This is a genomic window from Microbacterium forte (genome assembly GCF_031885415.1).
Lineage (GTDB): Bacteria > Actinomycetota > Actinomycetes > Actinomycetales > Microbacteriaceae > Microbacterium > Microbacterium forte.
The window spans coordinates 724,380-740,556 of record NZ_CP116871.1 but is presented as its reverse complement, the minus strand read 5'-3'; the positions used below and the strand labels follow the sequence as shown (position 1 = coordinate 740,556).

The 16,177-nt window shown below is 65.6% G+C and carries 21 protein-coding genes; 14 read left to right on the top strand and 7 right to left on the bottom strand.

Translation table 11 applies throughout. The annotated features are described in order from the left end of the window. The first annotated feature begins 14 nt into the window (after window positions 1-14). Window positions 15-494 (top strand): FMN-binding protein, encoded by a 480-nt coding sequence (locus OB895_RS03725; RefSeq protein ID WP_042538263.1) that lies wholly within the window; start codon window positions 15-17, stop codon window positions 492-494. After that, window positions 494-1,333: an FAD:protein FMN transferase gene (locus tag OB895_RS03720; protein WP_052492863.1), complete on the top strand. Its 840-nt coding sequence runs from the start codon at window positions 494-496 to the stop codon at window positions 1,331-1,333. Before OB895_RS03725 ends, OB895_RS03720 begins: the two co-directional genes overlap by 1 nt. Here the strand turns inward: OB895_RS03720 and OB895_RS03715 are convergent. From OB895_RS03715 to OB895_RS03700, 4 genes are all read right to left on the bottom strand, one after another. Continuing rightward, the gene (locus OB895_RS03715) at window positions 1,324-2,301 is read right to left on the bottom strand and encodes a sensor histidine kinase (RefSeq protein ID WP_042538261.1); all 978 of its coding nucleotides are present in this window, start codon (window positions 2,299-2,301) and stop codon (window positions 1,324-1,326) included. The two genes, OB895_RS03720 and OB895_RS03715, sit on opposite strands and share 10 nt — an antisense overlap. Next, window positions 2,298-3,011 carry a response regulator transcription factor gene (locus OB895_RS03710; protein ID WP_228385636.1) on the bottom strand — a complete coding sequence of 238 codons (714 nt, stop codon included), beginning with the start codon at window positions 3,009-3,011 and terminating at the stop codon, window positions 2,298-2,300. Before OB895_RS03710 ends, OB895_RS03715 begins: the two co-directional genes overlap by 4 nt. Window positions 3,012-3,247: 236 nt before the next feature. Beyond that, entirely contained in the window at window positions 3,248-4,159 is a 912-nt protein-coding gene (gene lgt / locus OB895_RS03705) for a prolipoprotein diacylglyceryl transferase (RefSeq protein ID WP_042538259.1), read from the bottom strand. Window positions 4,160-4,303: 144 nt separating this feature from the next. After that, entirely contained in the window at window positions 4,304-4,597 is a 294-nt protein-coding gene (locus tag OB895_RS03700; protein WP_042538258.1) for a metal-sensitive transcriptional regulator, read from the bottom strand. 102 nt (window positions 4,598-4,699) lie between these two features. Between OB895_RS03700 and OB895_RS18270 the strand changes: the two genes are divergently transcribed. Genes OB895_RS18270 through OB895_RS03670 form a run of 7 tightly spaced genes read left to right on the top strand, consistent with a single transcriptional unit; the run spans window position 4,700 to window position 8,552 of the window. After that, a complete protein-coding gene (locus tag OB895_RS18270) occupies window positions 4,700-4,885 on the top strand; it encodes a DUF8730 family Cys-rich protein (protein ID WP_074731942.1) in 186 nt (61 codons plus the stop codon). Window positions 4,886-4,891: 6 nt separating this feature from the next. After that, window positions 4,892-5,257 (top strand): thioredoxin family protein, encoded by a 366-nt coding sequence (locus OB895_RS03690; RefSeq protein ID WP_042538256.1) that lies wholly within the window; start codon window positions 4,892-4,894, stop codon window positions 5,255-5,257. Window positions 5,258-5,271: 14 nt separating this feature from the next. Further along, window positions 5,272-5,391 (top strand): DUF8730 family Cys-rich protein, encoded by a 120-nt coding sequence (locus OB895_RS18265; protein WP_488181021.1) that lies wholly within the window; start codon window positions 5,272-5,274, stop codon window positions 5,389-5,391. A gap of 26 nt (window positions 5,392-5,417) precedes the next feature. Next, complete coding sequence (locus tag OB895_RS03685; protein ID WP_042538252.1) at window positions 5,418-6,827, top strand: MBL fold metallo-hydrolase; 1,410 nt, start codon at window positions 5,418-5,420, stop codon at window positions 6,825-6,827. A 17-nt stretch (window positions 6,828-6,844) separates the two neighbouring features. Further along, a complete protein-coding gene (locus tag OB895_RS03680; RefSeq protein ID WP_136057005.1) occupies window positions 6,845-7,615 on the top strand; it encodes a sulfite exporter TauE/SafE family protein in 771 nt (256 codons plus the stop codon). Between the two features lie 20 nt (window positions 7,616-7,635). Beyond that, window positions 7,636-8,154, top strand: coding sequence for a DUF4395 domain-containing protein (locus OB895_RS03675; RefSeq protein WP_042538248.1), 519 nt, complete (start codon window positions 7,636-7,638; stop codon window positions 8,152-8,154). 32 nt (window positions 8,155-8,186) lie between these two features. Further along, entirely contained in the window at window positions 8,187-8,552 is a 366-nt protein-coding gene (locus tag OB895_RS03670; RefSeq protein WP_042538246.1) for a rhodanese-like domain-containing protein, read from the top strand. A 276-nt stretch (window positions 8,553-8,828) separates the two neighbouring features. Here OB895_RS03670 and OB895_RS03665 read toward each other — a convergent pair whose 3' ends face one another. The 3 genes from OB895_RS03665 to OB895_RS03655 all read right to left on the bottom strand — a co-directional run bounded on the left by OB895_RS03665 (window position 8,829) and on the right by OB895_RS03655 (window position 11,962). Next, window positions 8,829-9,374 carry a hypothetical protein gene (locus OB895_RS03665; RefSeq protein WP_136057006.1) on the bottom strand — a complete coding sequence of 182 codons (546 nt, stop codon included), beginning with the start codon at window positions 9,372-9,374 and terminating at the stop codon, window positions 8,829-8,831. 215 nt (window positions 9,375-9,589) lie between these two features. Continuing rightward, on the bottom strand, window positions 9,590-10,171 hold the full coding sequence (locus OB895_RS03660) for a hypothetical protein (RefSeq protein WP_042538244.1): 582 nt from the start codon (window positions 10,169-10,171) through the stop codon (window positions 9,590-9,592). 273 nt (window positions 10,172-10,444) lie between these two features. Further along, entirely contained in the window at window positions 10,445-11,962 is a 1,518-nt protein-coding gene (locus tag OB895_RS03655; RefSeq protein ID WP_042538242.1) for a SulP family inorganic anion transporter, read from the bottom strand. 192 nt (window positions 11,963-12,154) lie between these two features. Here OB895_RS03655 and OB895_RS03650 point away from each other — a divergent pair, with 192 nt between their 5' ends. From OB895_RS03650 to OB895_RS03630, 5 genes are all read left to right on the top strand, one after another. Continuing rightward, complete coding sequence (locus OB895_RS03650; protein WP_042538356.1) at window positions 12,155-12,508, top strand: MerR family transcriptional regulator; 354 nt, start codon at window positions 12,155-12,157, stop codon at window positions 12,506-12,508. 243 nt (window positions 12,509-12,751) lie between these two features. Then, window positions 12,752-13,111 (top strand): Cd(II)/Pb(II)-sensing metalloregulatory transcriptional regulator CmtR, encoded by a 360-nt coding sequence (gene cmtR / locus OB895_RS03645; protein WP_036275916.1) that lies wholly within the window; start codon window positions 12,752-12,754, stop codon window positions 13,109-13,111. Beyond that, the gene (locus OB895_RS03640; RefSeq protein ID WP_221625364.1) at window positions 13,108-15,033 is read left to right on the top strand and encodes a heavy metal translocating P-type ATPase; all 1,926 of its coding nucleotides are present in this window, start codon (window positions 13,108-13,110) and stop codon (window positions 15,031-15,033) included. The genes cmtR and OB895_RS03640 overlap by 4 nt, the downstream gene beginning before the upstream one ends. Next, the gene (locus tag OB895_RS03635; protein ID WP_311879144.1) at window positions 15,033-15,641 is read left to right on the top strand and encodes a cadmium resistance transporter; all 609 of its coding nucleotides are present in this window, start codon (window positions 15,033-15,035) and stop codon (window positions 15,639-15,641) included. The genes OB895_RS03640 and OB895_RS03635 overlap by 1 nt, the downstream gene beginning before the upstream one ends. After that, window positions 15,638-16,171, top strand: a complete 534-nt coding sequence (locus tag OB895_RS03630) for a signal peptidase II (protein WP_141880416.1) — start codon at window positions 15,638-15,640, stop codon at window positions 16,169-16,171. The genes OB895_RS03635 and OB895_RS03630 overlap by 4 nt, the downstream gene beginning before the upstream one ends. Window positions 16,172-16,177: the final 6 nt, after the last annotated feature.

Genomic DNA, 16,177 nt, shown 5'->3' with positions numbered 1-16,177 from the left:
GCAGGGAGACGGCCATGAAGAAGATCCTCTACACGCTGCTCGCGACCGTCAGCGGACTCGTGCTGCTGTTCAGCTACCGAACGTCTCTGGAGGCGGTCACCCCGACCGACGCCAGTGCGGCGACAGCGGGCAGTTCATTGACGACCGCCGAGACCGGCGCGAGCGGCTCGGGAACCACATCGACGAACTCGGGAACCATGTCTGGCACCGGCCTCGCCGACGGAACCTACACCGGCGCATCATCGCAGACCCGCTACGGGCCGGTGCAGGTGCAGATAACCGTCTCCGGTGGACAGATCACGGACGCACAGGCGGTCGATTACCCGAACAGCAACGGTCGGGACCGGCAGATCAACGGCACCGCGATCCCGAGGCTCGTCTCGGAGACGATCCAGGCGCAGAGCTCGAAGATCCAGATGGTGTCCGGTGCCACATACACGAGCGGTGGCTACCTCTCGTCGCTGCAGAGCGCGATCGACCAGGCGCAGAGCTGATGCGTACCGCGAATGAGGTGACGCGGGTCTGGGTCGAGGAGATCATGGGCATTCCGATGAGCATCCATCTGATTGCTCCGGGGGAAATGACCGACGAGGGCGCCGACCGGGCAGTGCGAGCATGCTTCGACGAACTGCGTGACATCGACCGGGTCTTCTCGACATATCGCACTGATTCCGACATCAGCCGCATCCGTCGCGGTGAACTCTCCATCGCCGACGCTGACAGCAGGGTGGCGCTGGTCGCGGATGCCTGCGAACGCGCCGAAGAGGAGACTGGCGGCCTGGTCTCCGCCCGGTGGCGGGGAAGGTTCGACCCGACGGGATACGTCAAGGGCTGGGCGGTGGAAGCTGCGGGCCGTCGGCACCTCGAGCCGCTGCTGGCTGCCGCGACCGCGGTCGGCATCAACGCCGGAGGAGACCTGCAGCTGTTCACAGCCGAGGGAGCCGACTGGCGATGGCCGGTGGGAATCGCCGACCCGCACGACCGCGGTCAGTTGATCGCGGTGGTCGACGTGGTGAACGGTGCGGTGGCGACCTCAGGGACGGCGGAGCGCGGGCATCATATCCTCGATCCGCGCACCGGTAGGCCCGCGACAGGCACCGCGTCGGCCACGATCGTGACCGACGGTCTCACGCAAGCGGACGTCTGGGCGACCGCTGCCGTGGTGGCCGGCCCGGCGAACCGCTCGTGGATCGCGGCTGCGGGGTCGCGCACCGGCATCGTCGTCGATGCTGATCGTCGCGTGACCCGCTGGCTCGGCACGACGATGGTGGACGTGCAGACGACGACGGTCGGTTCGCATCCGATCGGAGGAGACGCACTCGTTCAGGGATGAGCCGGCAGTGTGAGCAGGAAAGTCGTGCCGGATGCTGTCGACCGTTCGACCTCGATGGACCCTCCGGCACGGCGAGCGACATCTCGCACGAGTGAGAGTCCGAGACCGAAGCTGCGAGGGCGCCCACTCTCGCGCGGACGCGCGAAGCGCTCGAAGACCTGCTCGGGCGAGATGCCTTCGATCCCGGAGCCCTCGTCGATGACGCGCACCGTCACGTTGCGGGCGTCCCGCGCGATGCGGATCGAGACGGTACCTCGCGCCGGGGAGTGCTGCACGGCGTTGTCGAGCAGCGCGACCAGGATGCGGACGAGCGTGACTTCCGGCAGCTGCGCCTTCACCTCCTGATCCACGGTGATCGCGAGCGAGACCTCGGAGCGCTTCTCGCTCGTCGTCATCGCTGCGACCGCTGTCGCCGCCGCTGTCGCGACGTCCGCGTTCCCGTCGGCGAACGATTCTCCTTCCGCGGCGATGAGCAGGTCGTTGAGCACGTCGGCCATCATGTCCGCATCGCGCCGGAGGTTGGTGAGACCCGCTCCGAGGTCCTCGCCTCGGTCATGACGGCGTTGCAACACCTGGATACGGCTCGTCAGCGCCGTCAGCGGCGTACGCAGTTCGTGGCTCGCGTCGGCCACGAAGTTTCGCTGCCGACGCAGCGCCTCCCCGAGCGGGCGGACCGATCGTCGAGCGGCGACCGCGGCGACAACCCCGAGCAGCACCACGCCGATCACTCCGATGATGATCACGGCCGGAACGATCACGTCGATGTCGACGATGAAGTCGTCCCGCGTTCCGGCGGGACCGCCGAACCAGCCGCCGCCGTGCTCCTCGCCTTCGCGGCGCGACGTTGAGAGCACCACCGCGATCAGCACGCCGATGCCGATCGCGACGATCACACCCGACGAGACTCCGACCCAGAGTCCGATGGATAGCGCTGCGCGACGCACGCGTCGATTATCGGCGTCGCTCATGACGGTGTTCCCGCGCGGTAGCCGCGTGCGCGGACGGTCTCGATCATGTCGGGGGACGTCTTGCGCCGCACATAGTGCACGTACGTGTCCACCGAACTCGTCGTATCTCCTTCATGGAACACGGCGCGGAGGATCTCGTCCCGACTGAACACGTGCTCGGGGCTGGTGCTCAACAGCTCCAGGAGCGCGCTCTCCGTCGCCGTCAGCGCCACTCGGATTCCAGATGGATCGTACGCGGCCTGGGCGTCCGGCGTGAAAACCCACTCGCCGAGGCGTCGACGTACCCCATCAGCCCTGAACGCGCGTCGCAGCGCCCGAAGGCGCGCCAGCAGCTCGTCGTAATCGAACGGCTTCACCAGGTAGTCGTTCGCTCCGCCGTCGAGACCGGTGACACGATCGTCCACGGTGCCGAGCGCGGTCAGCATCAGGACCGGCGTCGTGATGTGCGCGGTACGCACGGCACAGATGAAATCGACGCCGTCCATGCCGGGGAGGCGTCGATCGACCACCATGGCGTCGTATCGCCTGCTCAGCGCGAGCCGGAGCGCGGTCTCGCCGTCCGCGGCATGCTCGACGTCGTACACCTCTTCCAGCACTTCGACGGTCAGCGCAGCGATCTCCGCATCATCTTCAACATAGAGCAGCGAACCGCGTGGCCCCTGTGCCGAGTCGCCCATGGTCGTCGTCCCGTCTTCCGCGATCGAGACCATCAGCGTACGCCCGGCGCAAACCGGGTCGGGTAACCCGGATGATCTTCCGCATGCCGTCGTCCGTCACACCAGAAACGATCGTTTTGGCGTCACTGGCCCGGTGGCTCCTTATGAGGCGCCACAAACGATCTTCGGAAACCCCTCTCGGCAGGGATTTTCGGCGCACCACGTCAAGAGGCGTTGTGTCCGTGATCGCTTAGACAGAACTAGCTGACAGCTGGAGGTGTGGGTGGCGTTCAGCTCTCGTCTGCGCTGCTGGGCTGATGTTCCACCGCTGGCGCGCGTCCTTCTTGGTACACGGAGGGTTCGGGTTCGGGGTGTCGTCGCCCCTGGACGACGAATAGCGCGATGCCGAGGGCGACGACGACGACGGATGCCCAGACGTTCGCGGGGATGCCGAACAGGGCGTCGCTGGTGGGGTCGATCCTGATGGCCTCGAGCCAGCTGCGTCCGAGGCCGTACCAGATCATATAGAGGGCGAAGGTTCGTCCCCACCGGAACCGGTATCTGCGCTCGAGGAGGAGGATGATCGCCACGCCGATCAGGTTCCAGATGATCTCGTACAGGAACAGCGGGTGGAACAGCGTTCCGGCCGGGAGGCCGTCCGGGAACATGGTGTCCGTCGGCAGGATCTCGAGCCCCCACGGCAGCGTGGTGGGCAGCCCGAAGAGTTCGTGGTTGAAGTAGTTGCCGATCCGACCCATGGACTGCGCGATGAGCATCGCGGGCGCGAGAGCGTCGGCGAAGGACCACAGCCGGATACCGGTTCGTCGGCAGCCGATGTACGCACCGACAGCGCCGCCCAGGAGGGACCCGTAGAGGGCGTTGCCGCCGTCCCAGATGGCGAAGATGTTCCCGAGGTTCGCGCCCGGATAGAAGTAGTCCCCGACGTGGGTGAACACGTGATAGAACCGGGCTCCGATGATGCCGATCGGGACAGCCCAGATGACGATGTCGACAACCACGCCGTCCTCCGCGCCTCGTGCCGACAGGCGTCGTTGGGTGATGATCACGGCGGCGATGATCCCGGCGATGATGCACAGCGCGTAGGTGTGGATTGTGAGCGGCCCGAGGGTGAACTGTGCCCACGACGGTGGGGGGCTGGGAAGACTCGTCAAAAGCACGAAGCACCGCTCCTCATCTGGCATCACTGTGAATGCTTCAACACATCATTGTTCAGCGCCGGTCCCATGCGAACAGCGCCCTGGGAAGACTAACGGTGTTCGACACGGGAATCGTCGAACTCCTCCCAGGTCACCAGGCGAGGGCCCCGAGGAGCGGGCCTGACCGGTTCAGGCCAGGGAGAGGAAGAGCTTCTCCAACTCGGCGGGGGAGGTGACGTCGTCGGCGTCCGGATCGGTGAGGCATTCCCGCAGCGCGGTCGAGATCACGAGGAATCCGGCCCGGTCGAGGGCCTTCGAGACGGCGGAGAGCTGCTGCACGACGTCGCGGCAGTGCGCGTCGTCCTCGACGGCCGTAATGACCGCCGCCAGCTGGCCCTGAGCTCGCTTGAGGCGGTTGACGACTTTGCGCTTGGCTTCGGGGTCGTGGACGAGCGGGTCGCCGGTGACGAGGGTGTCGGTCATGGGTGGTCCTTCCGTCGAGTTGACAACCACTATACCCCCTGGGGTATCGTATTCACATGAACTGATACTCCCCGGGGTATCGCCGAGCAAGGAGATCAGTGTATGTGCAGAGCAACGAAGTGCCACACCTGTGGAAAGACGACCTGGACCGGGTGCGGTCAGCACGTCGCATCCGTGCGGAAATCCGTGCCCGCATCCGACTGGTGCAATGGCAGCCATACCCGTGCCGAAGTCCAGGCCGCCCAGTCTCAGCGGGGTGGCTTCTTCGCCCGCCTGTTCGGACGGTGATCGGCGATGGCAACTGTTGAACTGACCACCGGGAACTTCGAACAGCTCACCCACGCCGAGGGCATCGCGCTGATCGACTTCTGGGCTGAGTGGTGTGGACCCTGCCGGGCCTTCGCCCCGGTATTCGATGCAGCATCCGACAGGCACCCCGACATCCTCTTCGGGAAGGTCGACACCGAGGCCGAGACCGCTCTGGCCTCCGCCCACCGCATCACCTCGATTCCGACCCTGATGGTCGTCCGCGACGGCGTCCTGGTCTACCGGCAGCCGGGAGCTCTTGCCGAACCGCAGCTCGAGCTGCTCATCGAGAAGGCCCGCGAACTGGACATGGACGACGTCCGCCGCCAGCTCGCCAACACCGCTACCCCCTGAAAGGACCTGGCACCATGTGCGCACGAATCACCTGCTCCTCCTGCGGCAAGCCCACCTGGGACGGCTGCGGCCAGCACATCGAACAAGCCCTCGCGGGCGTCCCCGTATCCCAGCGCTGCACTTGCACGCACTGACCCAGAAGAAAGCGACGGAGACCCTTATGCTCCTCGAACGCCTCTACGACGACGACCTCGCCCACGCCAGCTACATCATCGGCTGCCAGCGCACCGGTGAAGCGATCGTCGTCGACCCGCGCCGCGACATCCAGGTCTACCTCGACCTCGCCGCGAAGAACAGCATGACCATCACCGCGGTCACCGAGACCCACATCCACGCCGACTACCTCTCCGGCACCCGCGAGCTCGCAGCCCGTACCGGGGCGACGATGTATGTCTCCGGCGAGGGCGGCCCGGACTGGCAGTACGGTGTCGGGTTCCAAGACGCCACCCGGATAATGCACGGTCACCGCATCACGGTCGGCAACATCACGGTCGAGGCGGTCCACACTCCCGGGCACACCCCCGAGCACCTGTCCTTCCTCGTCATCGACGGCGCCACGACCTCCGAGCCGGGCTATGTCCTCACCGGTGACTTCGTGTTCGTCGGGGACGTCGGACGCCCGGACCTGCTGGACGAGGCCGCAGGCGGCATCGACACCCGCTTCGACGGCGCACGGGATCTATTCGCGAGCCTCCGCGACCACTTCCTCACCCTGCCCGACTACGTGCAGGTGCTCCCCGCGCACGGGTCGGGGTCCGCCTGCGGCAAGGCGCTCGGCGCCGTCCCAAGCTCGACAGTCGGATACGAGCGGCGTTTCGCCTGGTGGGCTCCCTACCTCGAGGCCGGCGATGAGCAGGGATTCATCGACACGCTGTTGAACGATCAGCCCGACGCACACGCCTACTTCGCACGAATGAAGCGGCAGAACCGCGTCGGACCGGCCGTGCTGGGCGAACTTCCTCCGCTCCTCGAGCGCAGCGTCTTCGATCTTGACGCCGACATCGACGCCGACCGGGTCATCATGGTCGACACCCGCCACCACTCCCTCGTGCACGAGGGCACTGTTCAGGGCGCGCTGAACGTGCCCGGAGTCGCGAAAGCAGCCAGCTACGGCGCCTGGGTCTACGACCCCGACACCGAGACGCGGCCGCTCGTCCTCATCATCGACTCGGGGGACGCCGCGGCCCGGTTCCGGGATCATCTGCTGCGGGTCGGCATCGATCAGGTCGACGGGTTCATCACCACACTCGATGGCCTCCCCACGGTGCAGCCCAAGACGATCGCCCCCACCGACCTGGACCAGGTCGACGCGGCGCTCCTCCTCGACGTGCGAAACCGTACCGAGTACAACGCCGGGCACATCCCCGGCGCCGCGCAGCTCTCCGGTGGTCGGGCCCTCTGGCACACCGACGAACTGCCCGCCGGCAAGATCCTCACCTACTGCCAGAGCGGCGTCCGCAACAGCGTCGCCGCCAGCGCCCTGCGCCGGGCCGGCCTCGACGTCATCGAGATCGAAGGCAGCTACAACGCCTGGCTCGCCGCGACGCCGTCTCGGCCGACGGCCGCCTGAGCGGCCGAGGAGCTCGAGTGGACACCTCCATCATCCTCGCGATGACTCTCGCGGCCCTTGTCGGTGTCGCACTCGGGCTCCTCGGCGGCGGGGGCTCCATCCTCACTTTCCCCATCTTCTCCCTCGTCCTGGGCATCGGAACGAGGGAGACGATCGTCTCCTCTCTCTTCGTCGTCGCTATCACCAGCGCCGTCTCCGCCGCCTTCCGTGTGCGCCGACGCGAGGTGCGCTGGAAAGTCGCCGGCGTCTTCGCGGCGACCGGCTTGATCGGGGGAATCGGTGGCGGGATGGTTGGTCAGCTGCTACCAGAAACCGTGCTCACCGTTCTGTTCGCGGCGATCATGATCGTCACAGCGATCGCCATGATGCGGCCGCGACGAGGACGCGCGGCGCGCCCTCCGACGCGGCCGGTCGTCCGTGGAATCCGAACGACAGCTACGGGACTCGGCGTGGGAGTCCTCACAGGGGCACTGGGAGCAGGCGGCGGGTTCCTCATCGTCCCCGCCCTCACCTTCCTCGGCCAGCCCATCGCCGCTGCAGTGGGGACATCGCTGCTAGTCGTCGCCGTGAACTCGTCCGCCGGCTTCCTCACCCAGATCACGACCGTGGCCATCCACTGGCCCATCGTCCTCACCTTCACCGCGCTCGCCGTCGCTGGATCCTTCATCGGTCTGGCACTGTCGCATCGCCTCCCGGCTGCCGGCATCCGGACCGGGTTCGGGGTTCTGGTGCTGGCCGTGGGGCTGACCATGCTCGCCACCCTCATCATTCAGACGCTCTCCGCCTGACCACCACCAGAAAGAAGCCCATGCCTCACGCGACCGACACCGCGCCCCGCACCGGGGAACACGTCGACGGATACGAGGTGCCCGTCCTCGACGAGCACGCCGTCCGCATCGCCGCCGGCATCCTCCTCGCCATAGGCATCACCGCCCTTACCATCACGCTCGCCTCCGACAGCATCAGGCCGCTGCAGATGTTCGGCATGTTCTTCCTCCTCGACATGACGACGCGCGTACTCATCAGCGACCGGCTGTCCCTCACTCTCGCCCTCGGCCGTGCTCTGACACGCCGCCGCCGTCGGCACTGGGTGGGCGCGCCGCAGAAGGTCTTCGCCTGGTGGCTCGCCCTCGGTCTCGCTGCTATCTCGTGCGTGACGATGAGCGCTGGAATGGTCCCGCTACCCGTGACTCTCGGGCTCTGCGGAGTCTGCTTCACAGTCCTGCTCCTAGAAGCCACCCTCGGGTGGTGCGCGGGATGTGCCCTGCACCAACGCTTCAGTAGGCAGCCCACCCGCCACTGCGCCAACGGCGCCTGCGACCGCTGACACTCTCGCTCCCTCACAACGAAAGGACGCACATGGGCCGCCTAACCCTCACCACCCTCGCCGTCATCACCGCACTCACGCTCACCTCCTGCGCCAGCACACCCACACCACAGGCTGACCTCGGCCCCGACGCGGTCATCATCGACGTGCGCACCCCCGCCGAGCGCGCCACCGGCCACCTCGACGGCGCCCTCCTGCTCGACGTCACGGGCGGCGACCTCCAAGCTGCGCTGCCGGACCTTGACCCCGAAGCCACCTACCTCGTCTACTGCCGTTCAGGTAACCGGGCAGGAGTCGCCATCGACCTGATGAAGCAGGCCGGCTTCACCGACCTCCTCAACCTCGGCTCCCTGGAAGACGCCGCCGCCACGACAGGCCTCCCCGTCGTGCAGCCCTGAGACGTACGTGCTCGCCCCCACGAGCACGTACCTGCGTGCACAGCACGCCACCGCATCGCTCGAGCACTGCCTCGCGATGCACAGTCGGGGCGGGGTCGCCAGATGCCCGCCCCGACTGTTCAAACCTGCTCGCCTTAGCCCACCGAAAACGATCGTTTACGGTGAGGTCAGGTGTCGTGCGCTTTCGAGGGTGCCACTAACGTTCGCCGGAAGCGCGTTTCGGCAGGCGCTTTCGGCAGCTCCCGTTGATCGCCGGCGGACGGAAAAAGTCGATGCCTACCCGTCGAACACCTCACCACTAGCAAATGCGGCATCCTCGGCTAAGAGTTCCACGAGGGGTGTTGGACACTTCGTGAGGATGTCTCGTTCTGCTGACGGCATTGGCTGCGAGCGAAAATCGGCCCTCACGTCGTAGCAGGTGTAAACCTCGCTTGGCCCGTTGTAGGCATAGCCATCATCGGTCGGGATGGCCGGTCGTGGTCCTGAGGCGATGAACACCGAGACGTGAGCGAAGGCATCCGTCGAAGAGATGTTGTAGAGGACGATGCCACCCTGCTCGATCTCGAACTCAGCCGCTGAGAGGGCGTCGCCATCCCACCGTGCGCCAGGAAGGGTGTCGAGGTAAGCCGTCGGACCATCAACTGGGGGACTGTAGAGACGCTGGGATAGAGGATCTTCGAAGGATGCGACTTGTCGCCAGAGCACACCATCTATTCCGCTGGGATAGCCATGGTATTCGACAGCGCATCCTGTGAATGTTGTCGTCGCCACGATTGCGCAGAGGAACATCGCGCCCGCTCTGCCCTTCCGCCTCATCTCCACGCTCTCACTCTCTCACTCCGAAGCTCGAGAAATGTCGGAGATGTGGTTCAACGGGATCCCCCGGAGAATAGCCGCGATCGCAGCCGAAATCGATCGTTTACGGCGCGATCCTGGCGTGTGCAACGGAAGGCCTGCCGAAAACGCGCGGCGTAACCACCAAGCGGCAGAGGTTTTCGGCTGAGCGTGCGGGTGACAGCGACGCTAGGAGCTCGCCACTAGTCAGCGTCGGGAGCTACGTTAACGTCCCAACCGCCTAACGAGTCAGGCAGCGAGCTCGTCCAGCGCAGCATGTCTTGCCAGGGAAGAGGGGTCGCATGTACGACGCTGGGCTTTCCCGCGCATAGGTCGTACCCCCATTGGAACGCTGCAATCGGCGTGATCACTCGCGGTTCGTAAACAGAGAACCGGACAAGATATGAATGGGCGCGCCATTGAAGGTCTGGCGCGTTGGGATTCGCGGGGGCGTCAAACAGCGTCGGCAGAAACCCAAGCGAACTGAAAGGACCCTGCTGGTTCAGGCTCGGCATATTGTCCAAGAACGCTGTCGAGGGCGATTCATCTGCGGGGGTCATCTCCACGAACTGAACCCAGGCGAACACAGCGTTGTAGCCGGAGCCGGCATGCTCAACGGTTGCCGTCATGATCGGGTAGCCGATGAGCCGTTCGTGTGGCACATCGTTCAGAAGGGCGTTCAGCCCAGTCTGCGAAATGTTCGTGCTCGTCACCGTGTCTACAGTGACGACGCCTGCAAACCCCTTCGACTCGAACGGGATGCGCAACACCTGACCCGTGCTCATCCTCTGAGCCTACGGTGGGTCTCATCTGACGAAGGGCATACTCCGTAGTTGTGGAGTGCCGAAAACGATCGTTTACGGCGTGATTTCGTATTCTGCTCTGCGAGGGGTGCCGCAAACGTGCACCGGAAGCCGGTTTCGGCAGACTGTTTCGGCGCGCTGGAGGGCCGAGCCTCGCGCTCGATGCCGAGCTTGAGGGTCGAGGAGCGGCGGCGTCGGTGGATGACGAAGAAGGGGCGACCCGAGGCCGCCCCTTCTTCTTGCGTGAATCGTGACTCAGTGCCCGGCGCCGAGGTTTCCGGTGAGGCGGCCGTGGAACGCTGCTGCGGTGTCGTTCAGGCCTTGGATGGTGACGGTCTTCCCGTGGTTTTCGTACTTGGTGACGATGGCGTCGAGGGCGGCCACGGTGGAAGCGTCCCAGACGTGGGAGTGACTCATGTCGATGACTACCGTGTCGGGGTCGTCGCCGTACTCGAACTGGGTGGTGAGGTCGTTGCTGGAGGCGAAGAAGAGTTCTCCATCGACGGCGTAATGCGCTGTGTCGCCGTCGTCACTGAGGGTGCGGGTGACGCTGACGAAGTGTGCGACGCGTCGGGCGAACATGATCATCGCGGCCACGACTCCGAGGATGACGCCAACGGCGAGGTTGTGGGTCCAGACGGTGGCGATGACGGTGATGAGCATGACGGCGGTCTCGCTCTTCGGCATGCGCTTGAGCGTGCTCAGGCGGATGCTGTGCCAGTCGAAAGTCGCAATCGAGACGAGGATCATGACGGCGACGAGCGCTGCCATGGGAATGATCGCCACCACGTCGCCGAGCGCGAGCACGAGGACCAGCAGGAAGACGCCGGCGAGGAAGGTCGAGATCCGGGTGCGTGCGCCGGAGGCTTTGACGTTGATCATGGTCTGGCCGATCATCGCGCAGCCACCCATGCCGCCGAACGCGCCGGAGAGAACGTTCGCGGCGCCCTGTCCAAGTGCCTCGCGGGTCTTGCGGGAGTGGGTGTCGGTGATGTCGTCAACGAGCTTCGCGGTCATGAGCGACTCGAGCAGGCCGACCACGGCCATAGCCAGCGCGTAGGGAGCGATGATCTGCAGCGTCTCGAAGGTGAGCGGCACATTCGGAATGAACAGCGCCGGCAAGCTCTCGGGAAGTTCTCCCTGATCGCCCACGTTCGGCACGTTCCACGCGAAGACCACGACTGCCGCGGTGAGCAGCACGATCGCGACGAGTGGCGCCGGGATCACCTTCGTGATCCGCGGCATGAGATACATCACCAGCAGGCCGACCGCGACGAGCGGGTAGACCAGCCAGGGAACGCCGATGAGCTGCGGAAACTGCGAAGTGAAGATCAAGATCGCCAGAGCGTTCACGAACCCGACCATCACCGAGCGCGGGATGAACCGCATCAGCTTGGCGACCCCGAGCAACGCGAGGACGATCTGGATGAGTCCACCGAGCAGGACCGTGGCGATGAAGTAGTCCATGCCGTACTCACGAGCGACGGGCGCGATGACGAGCGCGATTGCTCCGGTGGCCGCGGTGATCATGGCAGGGCGTCCGCCGAGGAACGCGATCGCGACGGCCATGATGAAGGACGAGAACAGGCCGACTCGGGGGTCGACGCCCGCGATGATCGAGAACGCGATCGCCTCCGGGATCAGGGCAAGGGCGACGACGAGGCCCGCGAGGACTTCACGGGTCAAAAGGCGCGGGCTGCGCAGCGCCTGCATGACGGTGGGTTCGATGCGGTAACGCGACGCGGAGTCGCGGGTGGGGGTGACGGCAGTCATGTGCCCTCCGGGTGCTGGGCTCTCTCGTGAGAGCGCGGGAAACGAATGGGAGCGCAGCGGTGCGCAGGCGTCGGTCAGGCCGACACGGAAAGATAAGGGGAGCGGGCGCGAGAGCCGCGCCGATCTAGACTCTAACGTAACGTGAGTGTTGTGGGGAAATCAGTGGAAGACGAACACAGGACCGTCGAGACGATGCGGATCGGCGAAGTGGCCGAGCGCACGGCGCTCTCGTTCCGCTCGCTTCGACACTGGGACGACGTGGGGCTCGTGCAGCCGTCCGCGCGCACGGAGGGCGGGTTCCGGCTTTACACCGAGAAAGATGTCGATCGCATCCTCATCATCCGCAGAATGAAACCGTTGGGATACACCCTCGACGAGATGCGCGAACTCCTCGACGTCGTCGACGCCCTCACCGTCGACCCGAGCGACGTGGCGTTGCGCGCCCGGATCGATGACATCCGCGACGGCGCCGACCAGCGTCGCCAGAAACTCACGGAGCAGCTCGCCATGGCCGACGAGTTCGTGCAACTGCTCGGTCAGCTCTAAAGAGAGACGGATGCACCGCGTTGGAGGCCTCGGCCCATAGTCGATCGGTCTGCCGAAAACGATCGTTTGCGGCGCGGTGAGTGAAGGCACACCAGATCGAATGCCAGAAACGTGCGCCGTAAGCGGGTTTCGGTAGGCGTATTCGGTGGGGTGTGAGCCGGATGTACTTACACCCAGGCCCCAGAGATGTCGCCTGGGGTGAAGCCGTTCCAATAGGTCATCAATCACTGTATAGTTCAGTGTGTGCTGACTATTTCCTCACGCCTCGATGTCATGAACCGGCTCGGCCGGGCCATGGCCGATCCCACGCGTTCCCGAATCCTAATGTCTCTGCTCGGTGGACCGAGCTACCCGGCTGTGCTCTCTCGTGAGCTGGAGCTGACGCGTTCGAACGTGTCGAACCATCTCACCTGCCTGCGTGACTGCGGGATTGTCGTTGCCGAGCCGGAGGGTCGCCAGACTCGTTACGAGATCGCCGACCCGCATCTTACGGCTGCGCTCGTCGCGCTCGTGGACGTGACGCTGGCGGTCGATGAGCACGCGCCGTGCGTGGACTCTGCGTGCACGGTGGCTGGCTGCTGTGGGACGGGGGCGGACGCGTGAGCGCGGCGTGTGGCTGCGAGCACGAGCCTGCCCAGCCTGCCACTGCGGCGGAGGATGAGACCGAAGAGGTTGTGCGGCCCTGGTGGAGGGACCGTGGGATCATGGTGCCGGTCTTCTCCGGTGTCGCATTCCTGGCCGGTCTGATCCTTGAATGGTCCGGCCTCGAGATCCCGGCGCTGGTGTTGTTCTGGGCCGGTCTGCTCCTCGGTGCGTCGACGTTCACGCCCGGCGCGATCCGGAAACTGTTCAAGGGCAAGCTCGGTATCGGGCTGCTGATGACGATCAGCGCGATCGGCGCGGTCATCCTCGGCTACGTGGAGGAGGCTGCGGCTCTGGCGTTCTTGTACTCGATTGCTGAGGCGCTCGAGGACAAAGCGATGGACCGTGCCCGGGGCGGGCTGAGGGCGCTGCTGAAGCTCGTGCCGGAGACAGCGACCGTGCTGCAGAACGGCGTCTCTGCGCAGGTGCCCGCGAGAGAGCTGACGGTCGGCCAGGTCATGGTGGTCCGTCCCGGCGAGCGGATCGCAACCGACGGGATCGTCCGTTCTGGCCGCTCCAGCCTGGACACCTCGGCGATCACCGGGGAGTCGATCCCCGTCGAGGTCGAGCCCGGCGATGCGGTGTCGGCCGGTGCGATCAACAGCGCCGGCGCGCTGGAGGTCGAAACGACCGCTGCGGGCACCGACAACTCGCTCACCACGATCGTGGAGCTGGTCGAGAAGGCGCAGACCGAGAAGGGCGAGCGTGCACGTCTCGCGGACAAGATCGCCCGCCCGCTCGTGCCCGGTGTGCTGATCCTCGCAGCGCTCGTCGCGATCATCGGGTCGCTGCTGGGAGATCCAGAGGTATGGATAACCCGCGCGCTCGTTGTGCTGGTCGCGGCGTCTCCGTGTGCACTGGCAATTTCGGTGCCGCTGACGGTCGTCGCCGCGATCGGTGCGGCAAGTAAGTTCGGCGTGATCATCAAGTCTGGCGCTGTCTTCGAGCGCTTCGGCACAGTACGTCACGTCGCCGTCGACAAGACCGGCACCCTTACCCGCAACGAGCCCGCCGTCACCGCCGTGCTCACCACCAATGGTGTGACGGAGGCTCAGGCGCTGGCCTGGGCGGCCGCGTTGGAGCAGCACAGCACGCATCCTCTCGCCGCCGCGATCACCGCCGCCGCTCCGGGCACTCCGGCAGCTGCAGACGTGACCGAGCAGGCCGGCCATGGCATTGACGGCACCGCGGACGGATCGAAAATCACTGTCGGAAGTCCTCGTTGGCTTGACGCTGGCGAGCTCGGCAACCGGGTCGTAGCTCTCGAGGAGCAGGGCATGACCGTCGTGATCGTCCACTGTGACGGGTCACCGGTCGCCGCGATCGGCGTTCGTGACGAGTTGCGCACTGAAGTCCCCGAGGTCGTCCGGACACTCACAGGTCAGGGCGTTGGTGTGACGATGCTCACCGGCGACAACGCCCGCACGGCTCATGCGCTGGCTGCGCAGGCCGGGATCAGTGACGTGCGCGCCGAGCTGCGCCCTGAGGACAAGGCGACCGCGATTCGAGAGCTGTCGAAGGCGGGGCCGGTCGCAATGATCGGCGACGGCATCAACGATGCCCCAGCCCTTGCTGGTGCGGACGTCGGTATCGCTATGGGCGCCACGGGCTCCGATGCGGCGATCGAATCCGCGGATGTGGCCTTCACCGGTCACGATCTCCGCCTCATCCCACGGGCGTTTGACCACGCCCGCCGGGGCCGCCGGATCATCAACCAGAACATCATCCTGTCGCTGCTGATCATCACCGCACTGCTTCCGCTCGCACTCTTCGGGGTGCTTGGGCTCGCGGCCGTCGTCATGGTGCACGAGGTCGCAGAGGTCATCGTGATCCTCAACGGCCTACGTGCCGCCCGCACCCGCACACCACGGGTGGCCAGCTGATGCTCGCCACCATCGGGTCAGCGATCGGCCTGTTCGCCACGACCAACATCGACGACATTGTCGTCCTCACCGTGCTGTTCCTCGCCTCCAGCCGAGGAAAACCCCGGCCATGGCAGATCGTTGCAGGTCAATACCTCGGCTTCATCACCCTCGTCGTAATCAGTGTGATCGCTGCGCTCGGCCTCACCATCGTCCCGGACGAATGGGTCGGCTTCCTCGGCCTGATCCCGCTCGGCATCGGCATCTGGACGCTCATTCGCGGCCTGCGCCGTAACAGCGATGACGATGATGACGACTCGAAGATCACCGCGGTTGGACTATGGGGGGTCGCGGGAATCACGATCGCCAACGGTGCGGACAACATCTCCCTGTACACGCCGATCTTCCGCACCAGCACGCCAGGCGACGTCGCCGTCATGATCGTCGTGTTCCTCATCCTCGTCGCCGTATGGTGCGCCGCCGGGCGGCTGATCGGCACCAACAAGGCCGTCACCGAGGGACTGGAGCGCGTCGAGCACTGGCTCGTACCGGCCGTGTTCATCGGTCTTGGGCTGTTCATCCTGATCGAATCCGGCGTCATCGTCCGCTTGATCGAGGTCCTCGCATGACATCGTCCGAGGCAGAATCTCAGCCGTCTGTTGCGCGACAGCTGCCGTCCGCGCGGCGTTGGCAGCTCACCGGCGGAGCGCTCCTGATCGCGCTGGTCGTCGTTCTGATCGATCAGGGGACGAAAGCGTGGGCCGAAGCGACCCTCACCGAGCGCGAGCGCATCCCGCTGATCGGTGACCTGCTTGGCCTGCAACTCGCGTACAACCCCGGTGCGGCATTCTCGTTCGGGGAGGGCTTCACCTGGGTGTTCGCGTTGCTCGCTGTCGCAGCCACCGTCACAGCGATCGTGTTCGCGTTCCGGATTCGCCGCCTGGGGTGGGCGGTCATCGTCGGCGCGCTCGGTGGAGCTGCCGCCTCACATGCAGGCGACCGCCTCTTCCGGGATCCGGGATTCGCCCAGGGGCACGTCGTTGACTTCCTCGCCTACGGGAACTGGTTCATCGGGAACATTGCCGACATCGTGATCTTCGCTGCCGCGATCGCCGGAGGGTTCCTTATGATCCGGGGCGGTGATGAGTCCAAAGACTGACCCCGA

What these genes read in the sequence shown, in the direction of transcription:
- OB895_RS03725 (WP_042538263.1), top strand. Translation starts at nt 15, where the DNA reads ATGAAGAAGATCCTCTACACGCTGCTCGCGACCGTCAGCGGACTCGTG.
- OB895_RS03720 (WP_052492863.1), top strand. Translation starts at nt 494, where the DNA reads ATGCGTACCGCGAATGAGGTGACGCGGGTCTGGGTCGAGGAGATCATG.
- OB895_RS03715 (WP_042538261.1), bottom strand. Translation starts at nt 2,301, where the DNA reads ATGAGCGACGCCGATAATCGACGCGTGCGTCGCGCAGCGCTATCCATC.
- OB895_RS03710 (WP_228385636.1), bottom strand. Translation starts at nt 3,011, where the DNA reads ATGGTCTCGATCGCGGAAGACGGGACGACGACCATGGGCGACTCGGCA.
- lgt (WP_042538259.1), bottom strand. Translation starts at nt 4,159, where the DNA reads ATGCCAGATGAGGAGCGGTGCTTCGTGCTTTTGACGAGTCTTCCCAGC.
- OB895_RS03700 (WP_042538258.1), bottom strand. Translation starts at nt 4,597, where the DNA reads ATGACCGACACCCTCGTCACCGGCGACCCGCTCGTCCACGACCCCGAA.
- OB895_RS18270 (WP_074731942.1), top strand. Translation starts at nt 4,700, where the DNA reads ATGTGCAGAGCAACGAAGTGCCACACCTGTGGAAAGACGACCTGGACC.
- OB895_RS03690 (WP_042538256.1), top strand. Translation starts at nt 4,892, where the DNA reads ATGGCAACTGTTGAACTGACCACCGGGAACTTCGAACAGCTCACCCAC.
- OB895_RS18265 (WP_488181021.1), top strand. Translation starts at nt 5,272, where the DNA reads ATGTGCGCACGAATCACCTGCTCCTCCTGCGGCAAGCCCACCTGGGAC.
- OB895_RS03685 (WP_042538252.1), top strand. Translation starts at nt 5,418, where the DNA reads ATGCTCCTCGAACGCCTCTACGACGACGACCTCGCCCACGCCAGCTAC.
- OB895_RS03675 (WP_042538248.1), top strand. Translation starts at nt 7,636, where the DNA reads ATGCCTCACGCGACCGACACCGCGCCCCGCACCGGGGAACACGTCGAC.
- OB895_RS03670 (WP_042538246.1), top strand. Translation starts at nt 8,187, where the DNA reads ATGGGCCGCCTAACCCTCACCACCCTCGCCGTCATCACCGCACTCACG.
- OB895_RS03660 (WP_042538244.1), bottom strand. Translation starts at nt 10,171, where the DNA reads ATGAGCACGGGTCAGGTGTTGCGCATCCCGTTCGAGTCGAAGGGGTTT.
- OB895_RS03655 (WP_042538242.1), bottom strand. Translation starts at nt 11,962, where the DNA reads ATGACTGCCGTCACCCCCACCCGCGACTCCGCGTCGCGTTACCGCATC.
- OB895_RS03650 (WP_042538356.1), top strand. Translation starts at nt 12,155, where the DNA reads ATGCGGATCGGCGAAGTGGCCGAGCGCACGGCGCTCTCGTTCCGCTCG.
- OB895_RS03635 (WP_311879144.1), top strand. Translation starts at nt 15,033, where the DNA reads ATGCTCGCCACCATCGGGTCAGCGATCGGCCTGTTCGCCACGACCAAC.
- OB895_RS03630 (WP_141880416.1), top strand. Translation starts at nt 15,638, where the DNA reads ATGACATCGTCCGAGGCAGAATCTCAGCCGTCTGTTGCGCGACAGCTG.